The 18,733-nt window shown below is 41.6% G+C and carries 16 protein-coding genes and 1 pseudogene; 12 read left to right on the forward strand and 5 right to left on the reverse strand.

Annotated features, from left to right (window positions below; all coding sequences use genetic code 11):
• Positions 1–6: 6 nt before the first annotated feature.
• From BLT94_RS05160 to BLT94_RS05190, 7 genes are all read left to right on the forward strand, one after another.
• Positions 7–675 carry a methylenetetrahydrofolate reductase C-terminal domain-containing protein gene (locus BLT94_RS05160; RefSeq protein ID WP_014958036.1) on the forward strand — a complete coding sequence of 223 codons (669 nt, stop codon included), beginning with the start codon at positions 7–9 and terminating at the stop codon, positions 673–675.
• Entirely contained in the window at positions 672–1,595 is a 924-nt protein-coding gene (locus BLT94_RS05165; RefSeq protein WP_092231220.1) for a methylenetetrahydrofolate reductase, read from the forward strand. Before BLT94_RS05160 ends, BLT94_RS05165 begins: the two co-directional genes overlap by 4 nt.
• A 40-nt stretch (positions 1,596–1,635) precedes the next feature.
• Positions 1,636–2,025 carry a response regulator gene (locus BLT94_RS05170; RefSeq protein ID WP_014958034.1) on the forward strand — a complete coding sequence of 130 codons (390 nt, stop codon included), beginning with the start codon at positions 1,636–1,638 and terminating at the stop codon, positions 2,023–2,025.
• 201 nt (positions 2,026–2,226) lie between these two features.
• A complete protein-coding gene (locus BLT94_RS05175; RefSeq protein WP_092231223.1) occupies positions 2,227–3,189 on the forward strand; it encodes a hypothetical protein in 963 nt (320 codons plus the stop codon).
• Between the two features lie 94 nt (positions 3,190–3,283).
• Positions 3,284–4,810 (forward strand): PAS domain-containing sensor histidine kinase, encoded by a 1,527-nt coding sequence (locus BLT94_RS05180; RefSeq protein WP_014958032.1) that lies wholly within the window; start codon positions 3,284–3,286, stop codon positions 4,808–4,810.
• Between the two features lie 39 nt (positions 4,811–4,849).
• Entirely contained in the window at positions 4,850–6,352 is a 1,503-nt protein-coding gene (locus tag BLT94_RS05185; RefSeq protein ID WP_014958031.1) for an ATP-binding response regulator, read from the forward strand.
• A gap of 152 nt (positions 6,353–6,504) precedes the next feature.
• The gene (locus tag BLT94_RS05190) at positions 6,505–9,063 is read left to right on the forward strand and encodes an amino acid permease (RefSeq protein ID WP_092231226.1); all 2,559 of its coding nucleotides are present in this window, start codon (positions 6,505–6,507) and stop codon (positions 9,061–9,063) included.
• 47 nt (positions 9,064–9,110) lie between these two features.
• Here BLT94_RS05190 and BLT94_RS05195 read toward each other — a convergent pair whose 3' ends face one another.
• The gene (locus BLT94_RS05195; RefSeq protein ID WP_014958029.1) at positions 9,111–10,481 is read right to left on the reverse strand and encodes an ATP-binding protein; all 1,371 of its coding nucleotides are present in this window, start codon (positions 10,479–10,481) and stop codon (positions 9,111–9,113) included.
• 334 nt (positions 10,482–10,815) lie between these two features.
• The gene (locus tag BLT94_RS05200; protein WP_092231229.1) at positions 10,816–11,388 is read right to left on the reverse strand and encodes a hypothetical protein; all 573 of its coding nucleotides are present in this window, start codon (positions 11,386–11,388) and stop codon (positions 10,816–10,818) included.
• 335 nt (positions 11,389–11,723) lie between these two features.
• On the opposite strand from BLT94_RS05200, the gene BLT94_RS05205 reads away from it, so the two are divergent.
• Positions 11,724–13,397 (forward strand): Na/Pi cotransporter family protein, encoded by a 1,674-nt coding sequence (locus BLT94_RS05205; protein WP_092231232.1) that lies wholly within the window; start codon positions 11,724–11,726, stop codon positions 13,395–13,397.
• 140 nt (positions 13,398–13,537) lie between these two features.
• Here BLT94_RS05205 and BLT94_RS05210 read toward each other — a convergent pair.
• From BLT94_RS05210 to BLT94_RS05215, 3 genes and pseudogenes are all read right to left on the reverse strand, one after another.
• Positions 13,538–14,553, reverse strand: a pseudogene (locus BLT94_RS05210) (anion permease).
• Positions 14,546–14,695, reverse strand: coding sequence for a hypothetical protein (locus BLT94_RS21935; RefSeq protein ID WP_175530277.1), 150 nt, complete (start codon positions 14,693–14,695; stop codon positions 14,546–14,548). The pseudogene BLT94_RS05210 and the gene BLT94_RS21935 overlap by 8 nt, the downstream one beginning before the upstream one ends.
• The gene (locus BLT94_RS05215; RefSeq protein ID WP_245742974.1) at positions 14,686–15,180 is read right to left on the reverse strand and encodes an MBL fold metallo-hydrolase; all 495 of its coding nucleotides are present in this window, start codon (positions 15,178–15,180) and stop codon (positions 14,686–14,688) included. Before BLT94_RS05215 ends, BLT94_RS21935 begins: the two co-directional genes overlap by 10 nt.
• A 185-nt stretch (positions 15,181–15,365) precedes the next feature.
• Here BLT94_RS05215 and BLT94_RS22505 point away from each other — a divergent pair, with 185 nt between their 5' ends.
• The 4 genes from BLT94_RS22505 to BLT94_RS05230 all read left to right on the forward strand — a co-directional run bounded on the left by BLT94_RS22505 (position 15,366) and on the right by BLT94_RS05230 (position 18,667).
• Positions 15,366–15,494, forward strand: coding sequence for a hypothetical protein (locus BLT94_RS22505; RefSeq protein ID WP_281243348.1), 129 nt, complete (start codon positions 15,366–15,368; stop codon positions 15,492–15,494).
• Between the two features lie 145 nt (positions 15,495–15,639).
• Positions 15,640–16,152 (forward strand): ATP-dependent zinc protease family protein, encoded by a 513-nt coding sequence (locus BLT94_RS05220; protein WP_175530278.1) that lies wholly within the window; start codon positions 15,640–15,642, stop codon positions 16,150–16,152.
• A gap of 98 nt (positions 16,153–16,250) precedes the next feature.
• Entirely contained in the window at positions 16,251–17,726 is a 1,476-nt protein-coding gene (locus BLT94_RS05225; protein WP_158406119.1) for an inactive transglutaminase family protein, read from the forward strand.
• Positions 17,726–18,667, forward strand: a complete 942-nt coding sequence (locus BLT94_RS05230) for an alpha-L-glutamate ligase-like protein (RefSeq protein WP_014958016.1) — start codon at positions 17,726–17,728, stop codon at positions 18,665–18,667. Before BLT94_RS05225 ends, BLT94_RS05230 begins: the two co-directional genes overlap by 1 nt.
• Positions 18,668–18,733: the final 66 nt, after the last annotated feature.

Below are 18,733 nucleotides of genomic sequence, written 5' to 3' on the forward strand. Positions count from 1 at the left end.
AAGAATATGATAACAGCAGAGCAAAAACCATTAAAAGAAATTATAGAATATATTTCACCCTATGACCGGATTCTTCTGGTTGGTTGTAATGAATGTGTGACTGTCTGTGCAGCCGGTGGAAGAAAAGAAGTCGGTCTTTTAGCATCAGCCCTTCACCTGAATTGTTTAAAACAGGGCAAGACGATTGATATCAAGGAAATAACACTGGAAAGACAATGTGATCCTGAATATGTGGAAGAACTTGTATCTGAAATTGACAGAGCCGATGCTGTTTTGTCCATGGCCTGCGGGTGTGGCGTGCAGACCATTGCCGAACGGTATAAGGATAAACCCGTGTTTCCTGCGGTAAATACAAAATTTATGGGCGCATCCGAATCCCAGGGAATCTGGGCGGAAAGATGCCAGGGATGCGGTGATTGTCTGCTGGGCATCACAGGTGGCATCTGTCCTGTTTCAAGATGTTCCAAACATCTGCTCAACGGTCCATGCGGCGGAACCTCCAACAGCATGTGTGAAATTTCTCCCGATGTTGACTGTGCCTGGTGTTTGATCTGGGAAAGATTAAAGGCACTTGGAATGGAAAAACGGTATGAAGAAATTATGGAAGCTAAAGATTGGAGACCTGCAGGCGGCGGCGGACCCAGAAAAATAATCAGAGAGGATTTGTCATTATGAAGACTGAAAGCAAACTGGAAAAAGTATTGGCATCTGGAAACCTTGCAGTGACATCTGAGGTCGGTCCTCCCAGGGGCGCAATTCCTGAAATAGTAAGAGAAAAGGCAAATCTTATAAAAGATCATGTTGATGCCGTCAATGTAACAGACAACCAGACCGCCATGGTGCGAATGTCCAGTTGGGCGGCAGGCGTTATTATCAAGCAGATGGGACTGGACCCCATTTTGCAGATGGTCACAAGAGATAGAAATCGTCTGGCCATGCAAAGCGATATTATAGGGGCTTATTCTCTTGGAATTAACACCATGATGTGCCTGTCCGGCGATCATGCGAAATTCGGTGATCATCCCATGGCAAATGGCGTATTTGATCTGGATTCGGTTCAATTGGTTCAAACGGTTAAAAAAATGAGGGATGAAGGCAAATTCCAGGGTGGAGCAGATATTAAAACTCCTCCGAAAATGTTTATTGGAGCTGCTGCCAATCCATTTGCCGATCCCTTTGAACTCAGGGTTATGAGGCTGGCCAAAAAAGTAAGGGCAGGTGCTGATTTTATCCAGACCCAGTGTATTTTTAATCTGGATAAGTTTGAAAAATATATGGAAATGATGTGTGACAGGGGACTGGATGAACAGGTGCATCTTTTGGCCGGGATCACACCCATGAAATCAGCCGGTATGGCCAAATATATGAAAAACAAAGTGCCGGGCATGGATGTGCCTGATGAGGTTATCAAGCGAATGGAAGGTGTCTCCAAGGAAGAGCAGCCCGAAGAAGGCATAAGAATAGCCGTAGAATCCATTCAAAGATTAAAAGAAGTCAAAGGCGTACACGGATTTCATATTATGGCTATTGAATGGGAAGAAAAGGTTCCCCAAATTGTAGAAAAAGCAGGATTATTCCCTCGACCTGTGCTATAGGAATATAAAATCCTTATGACAACAAAAAGGAGCAATAACAATGAGTGAAAAACAATTTGTTTTAGTCGTAGACGATGATCCCGATTTGGTGGAAGCGGTTTCTATGAAATTAGAAGCTCTGGAATACAGAGTGGCCAAGGCTTATGACGGTGAAGAAGCTATGGAAAAAATAAATGAAGAGAAACCTGATCTTGTCATCCTTGATGTAATGATGCCCAGAAAGAACGGATGGGAAGTCTGTGAAGAGATTAAAAACAATCCTGATCTGAAAAAAATTTCTGTTGTTCTCTTAACTGCTGTCGCTGATTCCGTTAAAACAACCAGTTATACACATCATGATGGCAAAACAACTTTAGCCGATGATTATGTTCCAAAACCAATTGATTTGGATAAGTTAATGGAAATCGTAAAGGAACATTGCGAGTCGTGAGTTGAATTTTGCAATAATTTTTGTTGAATTGAAAGATTATTATGGCGGGGAGAGTTTCTTTTCCCCGCCATTTTGATTCTGACTTGTCGGGATACTTCATATGAAAGTCTTAAAAAAATCACATAAAAACTTTCATATTTTGTTGTTTGCAAACCAAAGGAAAATCGTTGGTCTGCCCGTGTTATTTGCTAGGATTTTGGGATGATGAACCAAATAAAAATTAACGGCATTCGCCTGAATAAAAATTATCTTCAGGTAACCCAGGAAGAGTTTGACAGGCATTATACATCCGGTATGCTGCTCTATCAGGCTCTGCAATCAAAGAGCATTAACCTTGTGTTTATGGCTTTGAACACTTTGGGTGACAGATCTTTTATTTCAGGGGCGATTGCGTCAAGACATTTAAAGAATGTGCTGAATCAGGATGGCAACTGGGCCTGTAAAAGAGATATCTGTACCCTGTCCATATACCCTCACCACTATCGGTTCCGTCTGCTGGGAGGGCTTTTGTCGCTTCTGGGACAGCAAAAAATATCCTTTTGGCACATGGTTTCGTCCAAAGCAATGTTGACATTTGTGGTTGATCAACAAAATTGCGATGCATTTATAGAGCTGCTGTCATCCAATTTCGATCTGCCCAAATCCCATGTGCCGTTTGAACAGGAAGAAAACGATGAACTCACAAAATTTTTGAAGAAAAAATATCCTGAAACCCGTGCAACCTATGTAGAGGAAAAAATAAAGACTTATGGGATAACATTGGAGACTGACCTGACGCTGAACGCTTACCGGTTCTCTTTTGATCAGCTGGCCGGGTTTGGGCGAGAGCTTCAATCCATTGATGACAGCGAAAATAGTGAAGATAAGTTTTTTCATACATGCGCCCATCTGATATCCCCGGAAAATATACGCCTGTTTTTATTAACGGGAAAATCGCCGGGGTTCACTGAGGGTCAAACCTGTCCGGCTGAACTGCTCAGTTTCCATGGCCCTCATTTCGGTGACAGGCACAGTATTATCAGCAGGGCATTGAATTGCCTTTCAAAAAAATCAATACCTGTTCTTCAGGCAGCCTGCACAGGGTCAAGTATTGGTATTATTCTGGCCCAAGGTAAGGGTGAGGCTGCAAAACAGGCATTAACGGATGTGTTTGAAAATCCATGACAATATGAATCGAATTCGGATAGAATTTGGTGTAGTGATAAATAAGCGAGAATTGAAGGTTTAAAGCTTGAATGGTTTGTGAAAGGCAGAGGCTATGAAAAAAGATCCGGAAATGTCAGCAGATGAAATGTATTGGCGGATCAGGGTATTTGATTCCCTGTCATATCCCAGCGTTATTATTTCACCTGATAAAACTCTGCTGGGTGCCAATAAAAAGTTTTATGAAACTTTTAATCTGTCTTTTGAGGAAATTTTTGGTAAAAAGTGTTTTAATACTTTTTTATACAAGGATACGCCCTGCAACTCCGACCAATGCACCATCTCCAAGGTTATAAAAGACAAAAAGAGTCACAGTTTTGTTTTAAGGCATCAGTACAGATGGGAAGAAAGAGTGTTTTCACCTATTTTTGATGAAAATGGAGATGTGGCATATGTGACGGCCAACATGCGGGACATTACCCAGACGAAATCCCTTGAAAATCAGCTGCATGGGGCAAAAGAGTTTATCAGCAGGGTGATTTATTCGTCTGCAAGCGCAATTGTTGCCGCAGACCGTAAGGGTAATATCAATTTGATGAATTCTGTGGCAAAAGAGTTGTTTGGTGACTATAACGGTGAGGAAGGCAAGATCAAGCATACCGAACAATTATATCCTCCGGGCAAAGCCAAAGAGATCATGAGAATGCTCAGGGATGAAAAAATCGGAGGAAAAGGAAAACTTCTGATTCCGCGGACAACCATTGTTAATTCCCATGGCGAAGAAATTAAAGTCGAGATGTCAGCCGCGATTATTTATGACGAAAAAGGCAATGAATCAGCCACAATGGCGATTTATAATGATTTAAAAGATAAGATCAAGGTTGAAAAAGAATTAAAAATGGCCCAGAAGCAGTTGTCTCAATCTGAAAAAATGGCATCTTTGGGTCAATTGGCTGCAGGTGTTGCCCATGAAATCAATAATCCTTTGACCGGTGTGTTGTTTTATGCAAGCCTTTTATTGGAGCGGGGAGATCTTGATGATAGTATGCGTGAAGATCTGGGGTATATTCTTGAAGATGCCAACAGGTGCAAGTCCATCGTTAAAAGCCTTCTGGTTTATAGTCGACGTGCTGGATCTCAAAAAAATATTGTTCACCTCAATGATATTGTCAACCAGAGTCTGACATTGATCCGGGATCAGAAAAAGTTCAGAAATATCATCATTAAAAAAGATCTGTCAGATGAAATGCTGCTCATTCACGCAGATACAAATAAGCTGAACCAGGTGTTGATTAATCTTGTTATCAATGCGGCTGATTCCATGGACGGACTTGGTATCATCACGTTGACATCTTATAAGGAGAAAGCAGTTAAAAAGGTTTTCCTGGAAATTAAAGATACAGGAGAAGGGATACCCCATGAAAATTTATCAAAAATTTTTGACCCCTTTTTTACGACAAAAGAAGTGGGAAAAAGTACGGGGCTTGGTTTGAGTATTGTTTACGGCATCATTGAGGAGCATGGGGGGAAAATTTCTGTTAAAAAAACAGGCTCAAAAGGCACAATATTTATCATTGAATTTCCCATGTGCGTACCTTCGGAAACCAAAGGTCCGTCTTTGTGTAATCCCCAAACCGATTAATATTTATAACTTAAGAAATGAAGACAAATATAAAGACAAATGAATAATTCAGCTATAAATTCCATAAAAAAGAGTGTAAAAGATATTTTTTTTCAGCCACGGGTGTTGGTCGTGGACGATGAAGTGCGTATTCAAAAAGCCTGTCAAAGATTACTGACAGAAGAAGGATGTGATGTTGAAGTTGCGGATGATGGTGTTCAAGGTCTTGAAATGATTGAAAAAAAGCATTTTGATATCATTTTGCTGGACCTGATGATGCCCGGGATCTCCGGTCTGGAAGTTTTAACAGACGTCAAATCCCGTCATCCTGATACGGTTGTGATTGTAGTGACCGGTTATGCAACACTTGAACATTCAATTGAGACAATGAAAAAAGGAGCTTTTGATTTTTTATCAAAACCATTTTCACCCGATGAATTGCGGGCTGTTATCAGTAAGGCCATTGAATTTTTGAGGACACTTCAGGATATCGCAACTGAAAAATCCAGGATGCGGGTGATGATCAACACCTTGAGCGATGGGGTGTTGACAACGGATAACCAGAAACGGATTGCTTTGGCAAATCCGGCATTTTTAAAAGCAATCGGCTGCAGAAGGACCAAAGTTATAGGTCACAATGTATCGGAATTTATAACTGACCCCAGGTTGCTGGAAATGATAGACCAGGCCATTAACCAGCCGGAAGGTACATTTGCAGAAATTACCGATGAGATCTCCATGCCGTTTTCAACAGGAAAAGATGATATCATTATTGGTGCCAGATGTATTCCGTTCCGGGACCGCCTTAATCGGAATCTGGGCTCTGTTACACTTCTCCACGATATCACGGCGTTAAAAAAGGTGAATCAGCTAAAATCCAATTTTGTTTCCATGGTGGCCCATGAAATCAAAAGTCCTCTCAATTCAATTTTAATGCAGTTAAAGGTGATTCTGGACGGACTGGCAGGAGATTTGACTGACAAGCAAAAAGAGATACTGCAACGAAGTTCGGAACGAATCAAATCATTAACAAAACTTTCGTCAGAACTTCTGGATCTTTCCAAGATTGAATCAGGGCTGATCAACCAGGAAAGAGAGGAACTGGACCTGGTTGAATTGATAAAGGATCAGGTTGCGGGCTATCAGGATACTGTAGATGCCGAATCCACACAATTGACAGTGAAAGAAACCAAAAACCAAATTCATATGCTGGGAAACCGGACCAATATCGAAGAGGTGGTTTCTAATCTCATATCCAATGCGATCCGGTATAGTCCCAATGGCGGAAAAATTACGGTATGGGCAGATGAGAACAGTGACGGTGTGGTAATCAAGGTATCAGATACCGGCCTTGGGATACCGGAACAGGATCTGGGGAATATTTTTGACCGTTTTTTTCGTGTAAAGAATAAAGAAACAAGGTATATAAACGGAACAGGCCTGGGGCTTGCCATTGTAAAAAGCATTGTTGAAGCTCACCACGGCACCATTGAAGTACAAAGCCGGAAGGGTGAAGGCACTTGCTTTTCTGTTTATTTTCCAAAACCTGAATATAAAATTTGAGTGTCTGAGTGTTGATCTTAAGGTCAACATCGCTGTGTTTTAATTTTTTTGCATCCGGTTTTCTGTTTGAAAACTGATATAAGGTAGCGTATAGATAAAATTTTATTACACAGAGTTGTTTTTGTTTTATGCCTTTTGTTCAGGAGGTTGCAATGTCCGTCAGTATTTCTCCTAAAAAAAACGGGTCTTTGGGTACATTTGCAGGTGTTTTCACCCCCAGTATTCTGACCATTCTCGGCATCATCCTCTTTAGGAGGATGGGATATGTCCTTGGCGAAGCCGGTCTTGCAAAGACTTTGATCATCATGTGTCTTGCAAATTCCATTTCCGTACTCACAAGTTTTTCCCTGGCTGCCATTGCCACCAACCTGAAGGTCAAGGGAGGCGGTGATTATTACCTGATTTCCCGAACTCTGGGCCTTGAATTCGGCGGGGCCATAGGCATAGTACTGTTTTTGGCGCAGTCCGTATCCATTGCTTTTTATTGTATTGGATTTGGTGAAGCCATTTCCGGTATGGGGATTTTTGCCGACATTGCGTTTTTACCCCAGATGATTGCCGCAACCGCACTGTTGCTGCTGTTTGTCCTGGCCTGGACAGGGGCGGACTGGGCCACGAAATTTCAATACGCAGTAATGGCTATCCTGGTATTGGCACTGATTTCATTTTTTATCGGTGGATTTCAAAAATGGGACACAAACCTTTTATGGGCAAGCCGGATAAATGAAACTGATAATACAGGGTTCTGGATTTTGTTTGCCATTTTTTTTCCGGCAGTAACCGGCTTTACCCAGGGGGTCAGCATGTCAGGAGATCTTAAAGATCCCGGAAAAAGCCTGCCCCTTGGAACATTTCTGGCGGTTGCCTTGTCTGTTCTGATTTATCTGGCGGTTGCAGTTGTTTATTCAGCATCCAGCCCCCTTGCGACATTGGCATCAAATTACAACATCATGAAAGATACTGCCCAATGGGGAATTTTTATTGATGCGGGTGTCATATCAGCCACGCTTTCGTCTGCAATGGCATCCTTTTTGGGTGCCCCCAGAATTCTTCAGTCACTTGCCAGGGATAAAATTTTTGCTTTTTTAAATCCCTTTGCCCTGGGTGCAGGGGCTTTTGACAACCCCAGACGAGGCGTTTTGCTGTCCTTGTGCATTGCCCTTGGAACCATTGCAATGGGACAGCTTGATCTGATTGCAAAAGTTGTTTCCATGTTTTTTTTGATTTCATACGGTCTGCTCAACTATGCCACCTATTTTGAGGCTGCCACCCAAAGTCCGTCTTTTCGTCCCCGTTTCCGATGGTATCATAGAAATCTGAGTCTGGCAGGATTTTTGATATGCCTGGGAGTCATGCTGGCCATTGACTGGAAAACAGGGGTTGCGGCAGTGGCCATTCTTTTTGCCATCTATCAATATTTGAAAAGAACTTCCGGTCCGTCCCGGTGGGCAGACAGTCAACGGTCCTATCACCTTCAGCAGATACGAAAAAACCTGCTGGCCACCCAGGAAGACATAGAGCATCCAAGAGAGTGGCGGCCCTTTATTCTGGTTTTGTCCGGCAGCAGCGACCATCGCTTGCCCCTGCTTTGGTTTGCCTCTCTTGTCGAAGGAGGCAGCGGCCTGACCACTGCTGTAAATATGGTTGTCAGACAAGGCATCATATCCGTCAAGGCAAAAGACGAATTGACTCTTCAATTGCAACAGGATTTGCTGAATTTTGACTCCAGGGCCTTTGGACTTTTTGTCTCAGCACCGGATGTTGAAACCGGCCTTGATATCCTGATCCAGTCCTATGGTATCGGGCCTGTCAAAGCCAACACCATTTTGATCAACTGGAATGAAAAAAGCGAAAAAAGCGAAAAAAATTTCCGGAATATGTATTTTCCCGATTATAAACAACAGGTTCAAAAGGCTCTCAGAGACGGCTGTAATGTGGTTTTCTTCGATGGCCGGCAAATAAAAGAACTTTTAGAGTATCCTGACCAGGAAGATGAGATACGTATAGATGTCTGGTGGAGAGGGGATGATACCAGCAACCTGCTACTCCTTCTGGCCTATCTTGTAACTCGAAACGAAAAATGGGAATCAGCCAGCATCAGGCTGCTGGCCGTGAATTATTCTTCAGACTCTCCGGAAAACCAGGATGCTTTATCCAAAAGGCTGGATGAAATCAGGATTAATGCTCTTCCGGTTATTGTCACAGGTGTTACCTCAACGATAATCAAGGAAAAATCAAAGGATGCTCACCTGGTTTTTATTCCTTTCATCATGAAGCAAAAACAGCCTGTATGCTTCACCGGAGATCTGTTTGAAACGATTTTGCCGGATATAAAGGTTGCGGCCATGGCCATGGCTGCAAAAACCATGCAGCTTGATGCTGAGCCGGAAGAAGGCAAGGTAAAAGAGCTTGCTGATCTTTATGATCAGCTGGTGCATGCTGAAAAAAGAGCGCAAGTAGCTGAAAAAAGAGCCTTGGACCTGGCCCGGGCAGCCGCCGGCATAATGGAATCAATTGATTTGACATCCCATGATAATACCGAAGAGATCGTCAAAAAAATAAATGAATCCATCAAAATAAGAAAAAAAGCAGCAAGTGCCGGAGAAAAGGCGTTCAGGGAAAAAGCAAAACTGGAGCAAGCCTTGAAAAACGCAACGGAACAAGGGGTTAAAACCGACAGACTTCCCTCGGGAGAGAATAATGATAGTTGAATTTATGGTTCAAGCATATCGTCTCCAAATAAGCGGTATTATCCGCTTCATTTGGATTGTTGAATCGCCTTGTCATTGGATATCATCCAGTCGATGTAATCGTTAATGGATCCGGTTAAATAAAACGGAATGTTTAGCAGCGTGCAATCGTTTCCGTTCAACGTCGAAATTCGATTTGTTTCCAATTTCCCGGAATAAATCCTTACAGCATATTTGTGAGGTGCCCGGTCTATGAACTGATGAAGGGACCTGAGTCGTCCGGTTACAGCAGATTTTACCTCAATGGGTATCAGCAGATTTTTATATTGAATCAGGAAATCGACTTCGGCATTGGATTGCTTTTTTTCCCGGTTCCAGAATTGCAGTTTGAATAAAGGTGATGTTTCAGCAGCGAGAAGTTCCTGCCCGACAATATGTTCTGCTATCTTGCCCTGATAGACAGTATCAATGCCATTGGCTCCAAACAAATCTTTTTGAAATCCACCAAAAAAGTTTAGCATTCCGGTGTCAAGAACTTGGATTCTTGGCGATTTTTTTGTATTTGGCTGCAAAGGGGGTGAAACAGAGGAAGAGGGGTACACAAGGTAAATTAACATCGCTTTTTCCAAAACTTTTAATGCTTCACTCATTTCTCTTGATTTGTAGTTGGAATTGCCAAAACCCTGGAATTTAATCCTGTTGCCTGCTTCATAGAATGCATTTGAAATAGCATGGCGAATAACGTTTGCCATTGTGCTGTTTCGGGCGTATTTTTCGACGTCATCAAGGTAAGAGACGATTAAACTGTCAAATATGCTGTTGAGTGCAATGATGTCTTTGTGGTCGGAATATTTTTGAACGATTTCCGGCATGCCCCCGATTATTGCGTATGTATTGAATAATTTCATCAATTTGTCATGTGCGAAATCAGGTACAGGGATTGTTTTATTAAGAATGTCCAGGCTGGCCGTTTCTGATAATGCATTTAGAAACTCTTTAAAGCTTAATGGCCTCATCACAAGATATTCTACTCTGCCAACCGGGAAACTGATATGAGTATCAATAAGTGTTTCTAAAAGAGATCCGGCTGCGATAACGTACAGATCTGGAAAAGATTCATAAAAATATCTGAGATAGGAAACAGCAGATGGGCAGTTCTGAATTTCATCTATGAATATTAAAACACTGCCTTTACGGTTTTGCTGATTTTTATAAAAGAATATTGCCTGAACCAACTCTTCAATGGAACGGTTCTGCTCAAAGATATCCCGCTCGGTTTTAATTTCAAGATTTAGATACAGATATTGATTAAATTGTTCTGAAAAAAGGTTGATAGCTGTCGTTTTTCCCACTTGCCGTGCACCTCTCAAGACCAGTGGTTTTCGATCCTTTTTGTCTTTCCAGCTTGATAAATTATTTAAAATATCCCGATTGAACATCGCATTCTCATTTATATTTTTGTCATAAAGTCAGAGATATTTAATCAGTTTGTTGTAATAAAATCAATCATAATATTGAATATTTTTGTAAAACAGTCAGGTGTTTTAAGCCCAGCTACCGTGAACAAGGCTAAAACTTAAGTTAAGCGGCTGCGACACAGCTAAAAAAAAATCTACAGTTGATGTCCACTTCAACTTAATTGTTAAGTGAACCCGCTTTATCGGGTATATTGGCATACAGTTTGCGTTGTATGTAAAGCGACTTTGCCCTTTTGGGTCCGCCCGAAGGGCTTCATTTAACAAGTGGCTTTTACTTTCATAGCATTTTCAAGTTTTATTCCATCCGCCGGATCCTGTAGGCAAAGGTGTTTTTTCCGGTTTTGCAAATTTCATGGCAATGTTTGTCGATTGTTCCGATAAGATAACTCTGGTGCTTGATTTTTTTAACATATGCGGTCAGGTCAGCAGTTTTAATCTCTTCGATGGCTTCATTTAAGGTTATTTCACGATCATGCTCTCTGGCTGAAACCAGGGGAAGAGACATCAGTCTGTTTTTGATAATATTTGTATCAAAAAATCCAATGTTGTGAAGTGCGGTTCTAGCGGAGTTGAATCCCTGCTCGGAAAAATCACAGAGCAGATTAACGGCATCAGTATTATTAAGAAGCCTGGGCTTGCGGAACAGTCTTTTCTTTGCAAATTTTGACAAAGAAAAAATGATCGCCCGGATCAACCTTTTTCTGGTTGTAACCTCTGTTTCGTTCAAGTTTATTGCTGTGCCGATAGCAACAAGTACATTTAAGGCTTCGGGTCCCATTTGATAAATTTCATCCGCTTTAAAATGGGCGGTTTCCCGGTCTTTTTTTGTATCCATTGAGTGGATTATTTTTTTAACTGTTTGATGCATGTCAATTCCTATTAAGCAGAAGGTTGAACTAAATTTCAAATTCCAATATGCATATAAGCAATGAAATAAGGTTTAACGAGTTCGTCCGGATTGTCAAGGAAAAATCAAGCCAGACAAGCAAATCAATAAGAAAGTAAGGTACACAACTCCCTATGTTTTTTGTCATTTATCCTTAAAAAGAAGACGGATATTCTATGTTTCTTGGCTTTCCTTGGGTTTGCTGTTGTTTTCCAGGATTTCCTGGTTTAATATGGCGAAGTTTGATTTTAATGTGATTTGGATTAAAGGTATGGTAATGAAATTAATAAATCAACAGTCCCTGTATTTGAGCAGCCATGTTTGACTTTGATTATTGGAAACTTCTGGCCGGCCTGGGAATTTTTCTTTTTGGGATGCAGGTTCTGGAAAGTTCGGTTAAAGACCTGTCCGGCAAAGCCTTCAGGCGAATCATTCGCGATTATACAAACACCCGGTTAAAAGCAATTGCAAACGGAACTTTGGTTACAGCTTTATTACAGAGCAGCTCTGCAGTATCTTTAATGGTACTTGCTTTTGTCGGTGCCGGTATTATGAGCATGGAAAACGCCTTTGGTATCATACTGGGATCTAATATCGGCACCACTCTGACTGCCTGGATTGTTGCAACTCTCGGCTTTAAAATAAAAATAGAAACCTTTGCCCTGCCTTTCATCGGTATAGGATCCGCCGGGCTGATTTTATTTAAACCCGACACTCGATTTTATCATATCAACAGATTGATTATCGGGTTTGGATTCCTGTTTTTAGGTTTGGATTACATGAAAACAAGTGTGGAAAATTTTTCACAGAACTTTAATCCGGAACAGTTCCAGAATCTTGCCCTGTGGATGTGCCTGGTTATCGGAACCGTTATCACGGCACTCATGCAGGCCAGTGCAGCAACCATTGCAATTACGCTTACAGCCTTGAACAGTCAGTTGATGTCATTTGAAATGGCTGCAGCCATGGTTATCGGAGCCAATATAGGCACAACAGTCACGGTCCTGCTGGGTGCCATCGGTGCCACTCCTCCTAAAAAAAGGGTTGCCGCAAGTCATCTGTTTTTTAATATCGTGACCGGAATCATTGCATTCCTGGGACTGCCGGCCATGACCATGATCGTTCAATTCTTTGTTGATGTCTCAACAAACGGGCCGGTGGGCCTGGCTCTTTTTCATACTATCTTCAATGTCACGGGGGTCCTGATTTTTCTACCCTTTGTTCATATGATGACCACCTTTCTTGTCAGATTTTTCCCTGAACGAAAAGCGGAATTGAGTATTCATATTGCAAATACACCGGTAGAAGAGGTTGAAGCGGCTGTTATCGCACTCAAAAATGAAATTATCCACCTGCTTCAGGAATGCCGGCTGTATACGTTAAGATCACTTTCTATTGATAAACACCTTGTGTTTGAAGAACCTTTACCGTTTGAAAAGAACAATAAAAAGAAAATGTCGGTTGAAGATTTTTACAGCAGTATTAAATTGCTGCATTCATCCATTATTGCCTATTACTCACAAATCCAGTCCCATAAACTTGATGAAGCAGTTGCACAGGATATAGAAAAGGCGATCCTTGCATCCAGAAACATCATGAATGCAGCGAAGAATTTTAAGGGTATCCGATCGGATTTTGACGAGTTTGAATCATCGGATTCCGCTTTTCTCAATCACCAGTATGATCGTTTCAGGGAAAGGCTGATAAGCTTGTATCATGAAATAAATGCCGTCCTTTATTTAAATGATTCCGAATTACAATTTAATACAATAATAGACGCCTTTAACAAGGTGGAGCTGGCTGATAACGAATTTATTCAAAATACGGTTCAAGCATCATCAATGGATAAAAAGGAACAGTTGGATCTGTCCACTCTTTTCCTAGTGAACCGCCTGTTCACCCAGGCATGCCGGATGCTCATATTCGGAATAAAAGACCTGGTGCTGACACAGGAAAAAAAAGTGGCTTTTGATAAAGCAGTTGAACCTTGATGTTGCTTTGTTCGTCACCGTCCTGTAAGGCTTATGGATTAACGCTGCTAAGGAACACGGGCTGTTTATCGTGATAAAATAAAATCTTGTGTAGAAAAGGAAATTGATAACGGCGTGCTTATACGGCAGGTGAGTATTCTTCAACTTTTCCCGAAAAAGCACAACAATAAATACACACCGCCTGAAACCGCAGCTGACCCGGGAATGGTCAATATCCAGGCCATGATGATATTTTTTGCCACCCCCCATCGGACGGCAGAAAGACGGTGAACGGTTCCGACACCGATGATTCCGCCGGTAATGGTATGGGTTGTTGAAACAGGAATCCCGGCAAAGGAATTGCCGATAATGGATGCGGCTGCAGCCGTTTCAGCACAGAAACCGTCCATTGGCTTTAATTTGGTCACCCGCATTCCCATGGTTTTGACAACTTTCCATCCACCGATCAGGGTGCCCATTGCAATAGCTATGTGACATGACAGGATAACCCAGACAGGCACTGAAAAATCAGACTGCCATCCTGCGGAAACCAGAACCATGACAATAATGCCCATGGTTTTCTGGGCATCGTTTGCGCCGTGCCCCAGGCTGAACATAGCAGATGATACAAGTTGACCTACACGAAAAAAACGGTCAACATCTCCGGGACGCCAGTTTTTAAAAATCCAGGCTGTTGTGATGGAAAAAAAAATTCCCAGACCCATTCCTATCAAGGGAGAAAGAAAAATAAAGATACAGATTTTGGTGATTCCCGGAATAATAAGGACATTCACTCCGCCTTTTACGAGACCGGCACCGATTATACCACCGATAAGGGCATGAGAAACACTGATTGGAAGCCCATTATCGTGCAGATATGAGTCCATGAAACAGCTCCAATAAGCACAGTCAGGACAAACCACAGAGAGATGACTTCCGGATTGACCACTCCTTTTCCGATTGTTTTGGCAACCCCGACGCCAAATCCAAAAGCAGCAATTAAATTGAAGAACGCAGCCCAGGCAACGGCTGTACGGGGGGATAAAACCCGGGTTGAAACGATGGTGGCAATGGAATTGGCCGCATCATTCATTCCATTTAAAAAATCAAATATCAAGGCTACCAAAATAATGATTACTGAAAAAAATAAGATTTCCATTATGGATTCCTCATGCATATTTGATTAATATGGTTTCAAGAACATTGGCAAGGTCTTCGCATCTGTCAATAGCAGCTTCCAGCAGTTCAAAAATTTCTTTTTTCTTTATCAGCTCAAGCGGATCAATACCCGGAGTATTGAACAATGCCTTCAGTCCCATCCGAAGTTCTGCATCCCCTTCGTTTTCAATGCTGTTGACAAGGTTGAGCCGTCTTTCAACGGGGTGTGGGGATAGCTGGCATCGTCACGGGTACTGATAAAAACCGGGCAGCCTGCTCTTTTTGCAAGTTCCATATGACCGGCCACAAAATCGGCATGGCTGTGGGTCAGAAGGATGCCCTTGATTTTTGAATTTTCTTTTTGTGCGATTTCCAGGCACTTGAAGATATCCCTTCCGGGATCCACCACCAGGGCATGTTTTTCGCTGATCAGCATATAAGAATAGTGTGACAGGACGGCAAGATTGAACTGGATGATTTTGAAACCGGGATAAGCGTAAGTGTCGACGATATCATAGTCGGCTGCGGCATCGGAATGGGACGCGGATTCGCTGTCTTTTATATCGCCGGCAAAGCTCTGCGTCCCCAAGACGAAAAAAATCGTAAAAAACATAGCTGGCAGTATTGTTTTGATCGCTGCTTTCATAAATTTCTCCTTTTTTTATATGCCCCGTACAGGACTCAGAGTTTATTTGGCGGATTCGGAAGAGGCTGTTGTATGAGTTTTTGATTTAGACAAAAAGTGTATAAGTTTATGATAATACAAAAATTCTATTTAAAATTAATATTATTTTGACGGATCAATGTCAATTAAAAACGCAGGCAGGGTCAATGCATGCAAATATTAGAATTTTCCGATCTTTATCCGGAGCGGCAAATAAAAAAGCACTGAAAGAAAGATCCAAGCTGATCGAAATTTCAAAAAAGGCTAAAGAACAAGGCCTGATGATGCCATGGTGATTTCAAGTTGAGAGGCTGACAGCGAAACGTCCATCCGCTAAAATCTATTTTTTTGCAAAATCGGGTGGAAAAATGTATAAGGATATAATTTTACCTGTAGCTGTAGGAGCAAGTTTTAACTGATTATATGTTGAGGAAAATGCTAATGAAAAAATGCTTTCTGATACTTGTTTGTTTTTCATTTTTTTTATCGATGAACCCTGTATGCGTTGAAAGCAAACAGATTATCGGCTGGCTTGAGATGATCTTAATATATCCTGGAGCTTTAAAAATTCGTGCAAAAATGGACACCGGTGCGAAAAGCTCTTCAATAAATGCTTTCAATCTGAGAAAGTTTGAACGCGGTCATGAACCATGGGTTAATTTTGAACTGAAGACGAATACAAAAAAGGGGAAAACCAAAAAAATAATTCTTGAGAAAAAAGTACTCCGTTCAGTTAAAATCAAACGCAGGGGAGGAGGTCTGGAAGAACGACTGGTCGTGAGTATTGAAATCTGCTTAGGGAACGTTCATAAGGAGATTGAAGTGAGCCTGAACGATAGGAGTAATTTCAATTATCAGGTTCTGATCGGCAGGACCGACCTGGAAAATGATTTTGTAATTGATCCTTCCGTCACGTTTTCCAGTAAACCGCTTTGTAAAAACCGGCACAACTGAATTAATAATCTTAAAAAGATGGAAAAACAATCCAGATGAAAAAAATTCAATTAATCGTAATTTCGACTTTAATGGTATTTATTGGAACGGGAATATTTATGTATAAATATCATTTCTTGAATTTTCCCCTTAAACCTGACAAGACATCAAATTTATGGAATATTGAAATCAGGCTGTCTTTTGATGCTGATGACAGACCGTTAAAAGCCTCTTTATTTCTACCTGTTGAGTCCGATAATTTTATTATCAATTCAGAGTATTTCGTTTCCGGTAAATACGGTTTAGTGACGGAAAAAAAGAACGGAAACCGAAAAGCAATCTGGTCGATTCGGAATGCAAAGGGAAGGCAGCACCTCTATTACCGCGTTTTTATCCAGAAAACAGGAGGGAAAGGACAAAGCAGTCACAGACAATTAATACCGGCAAAGATCTCGGTCCCTTCTCTTCAAGATCCGTATTTAAGTGCCGCAAAGCGGCTCTGGAATGAAATTTATAAACATTCTGCGGATTTGGATACCATCATCGGGAATTTGTTTAAACGGTTGAACCAACCAGATGCCGATGAAGATGTCGCTTTGCTGCTAGGGGAGAATGCGGCTTCAACAACCGGCAAAATCGAACTCATTGTGCAATTGCTGTCACTTGCAGGGTTTCCGGCCCAATTGGTTCATGGTTTTGATTTAAAGGAAGAAACCATGCAAATCGACATGGTGACCTGGTTGGAGGTTTATTACCAGAAAAAATGGCGAAGCTATGTCCCCGACAGTTCCGAAAGCAATCTTCCGGTCGGTTATATCTCCTGGTGGAGAGGATCTGAGCCATTGTATAAAATCAGAGGCGGGACAGATTCTCAGATTCAAATAGATGCTCAGAAAAATGAGATCGAAGCCGTCCAAAGTGCCACAATGCAAAGCAAGCATATTTCTCCCCGGTTTTTTAAATTTTCCTTATTGAATCTGCCGGTTCAAAACCAGGGGATTTATCGCGTGATACTCCTTATTCCTTTAGGAGCGTTATTAGTGGTGATTTTCAGAAATGTTGTCGGCATCAAAACATTCGGTACTTTCATGCCGGTTCTTATTGCACTGTCATTTAGAGAAACGCAGTTGCTGTGGGGCGCATTCTTGTTTTCTGTTGTTGTCGCTATCGGCCTGAGCATTCGTTTTTACCTTGAAAATTTAAAACTGCTGGTTGTTCCACGATTGTCTGCCGTCCTTATTTCCGTCATCGTTATCATTGCAGGATTAAATATCCTGACGTATAACATGGGACTGTCACTGGGGCTGTCTATTTCCCTTTTTCCCATCGTTATTTTGTCAATGACAATAGAAAGGATGTCCATCATTTGGGATGAAAGAGGTCACGGTGAAGCCTTAAAACAAGGTTTTGGAACCCTTTTTGTTTCTACCATGATTTATTTTGTTGTTAAAAATAACACCATAGAACATATCATGTTTTTTTTTCCGGAACTGCTCTTCATTTTATTTGCTGCGACCCTGTTGCTGGGCCGGTATTCAGGTTTCAGATTGACTGAACTATACCGTTTCAAGGCGTTTATCAAAAAGGAGCAATAATGCTTAAATATTTTAAACGACTTTTACAGCAGGGAATTTTGGGTATCAACAACCGGAATGCAAACTATACGTTAAAATACAATATCAGGAGTAAATACCCGATTGTAGATAATAAACTGAAAACCAAACAGCTTGCCATTGAAGCAGGCATTCCGGTTCCTGATCTTTATTCCGTAATAGAAATCGAGCGGCAGATTCAAGATATCCATGATATTGTAAGTTGTTACCCGGACTTTGTAATCAAACCTGCTTGTGGAAGCGGCGGAGATGGCGTTTTGGTCATAGCCGGACATACCAGGAATATGTACAAAAAGGCAAGCGGCGTTTTAATGCGGGAGGATGAACTCAAATATCATATTTCCTATATATTAAGCGGGTTATACAGTCTTGGAGGGCAATCCGATAATGCCATTATCGAGTATCGTGTAGAATCGGATCCGGTGTTTGAACCCATCAGTTTTTTCGGGGTTCCCGACATCCGTATCATCGTGCTTTTCGGTGTTCCTGTGATGTCGATGATACGCTTGCCAACCCGGATGTCGGATGGAAAAGCCAATCTTCACCAGGGGGCAATTGGTGCCGGAATCGACATCGCAACCGGCATTACGCTTTCGGCCGTATGTAAAAATGAAATAATCATCGAACATCCTGACACGGGGAACTCCGTAACCGGAATTGAAATTCCTTATTGGAAAAAATTATTAACCATTGCGTCTCAGTGTTATGACCTTACCGGACTGGCTTATCAGGGTGTGGATATTGTATTGGACAAAGAAAAAGGTCCCATGATTCTGGAACTCAACGCACGCCCCGGTCTTAATATCCAAATCGCTAATCAATCCGGATTGCTGCCTCGGTTAAAGGCGGTCGAACAACACTATCGCGAATTAAACTCGGTTGAAGATAAAATTCATTTTGCTGTTGATCATTTTGGACAATAGCATGACCTTTGTGCATACATTTATTTGTAAGAAGTTGTGTCTTGACTAGTGTTAATAATATCCTTA

This window comes from Desulfobacula phenolica, from assembly GCF_900105645.1.
Lineage (GTDB): Bacteria > Desulfobacterota > Desulfobacteria > Desulfobacterales > Desulfobacteraceae > Desulfobacula > Desulfobacula toluolica.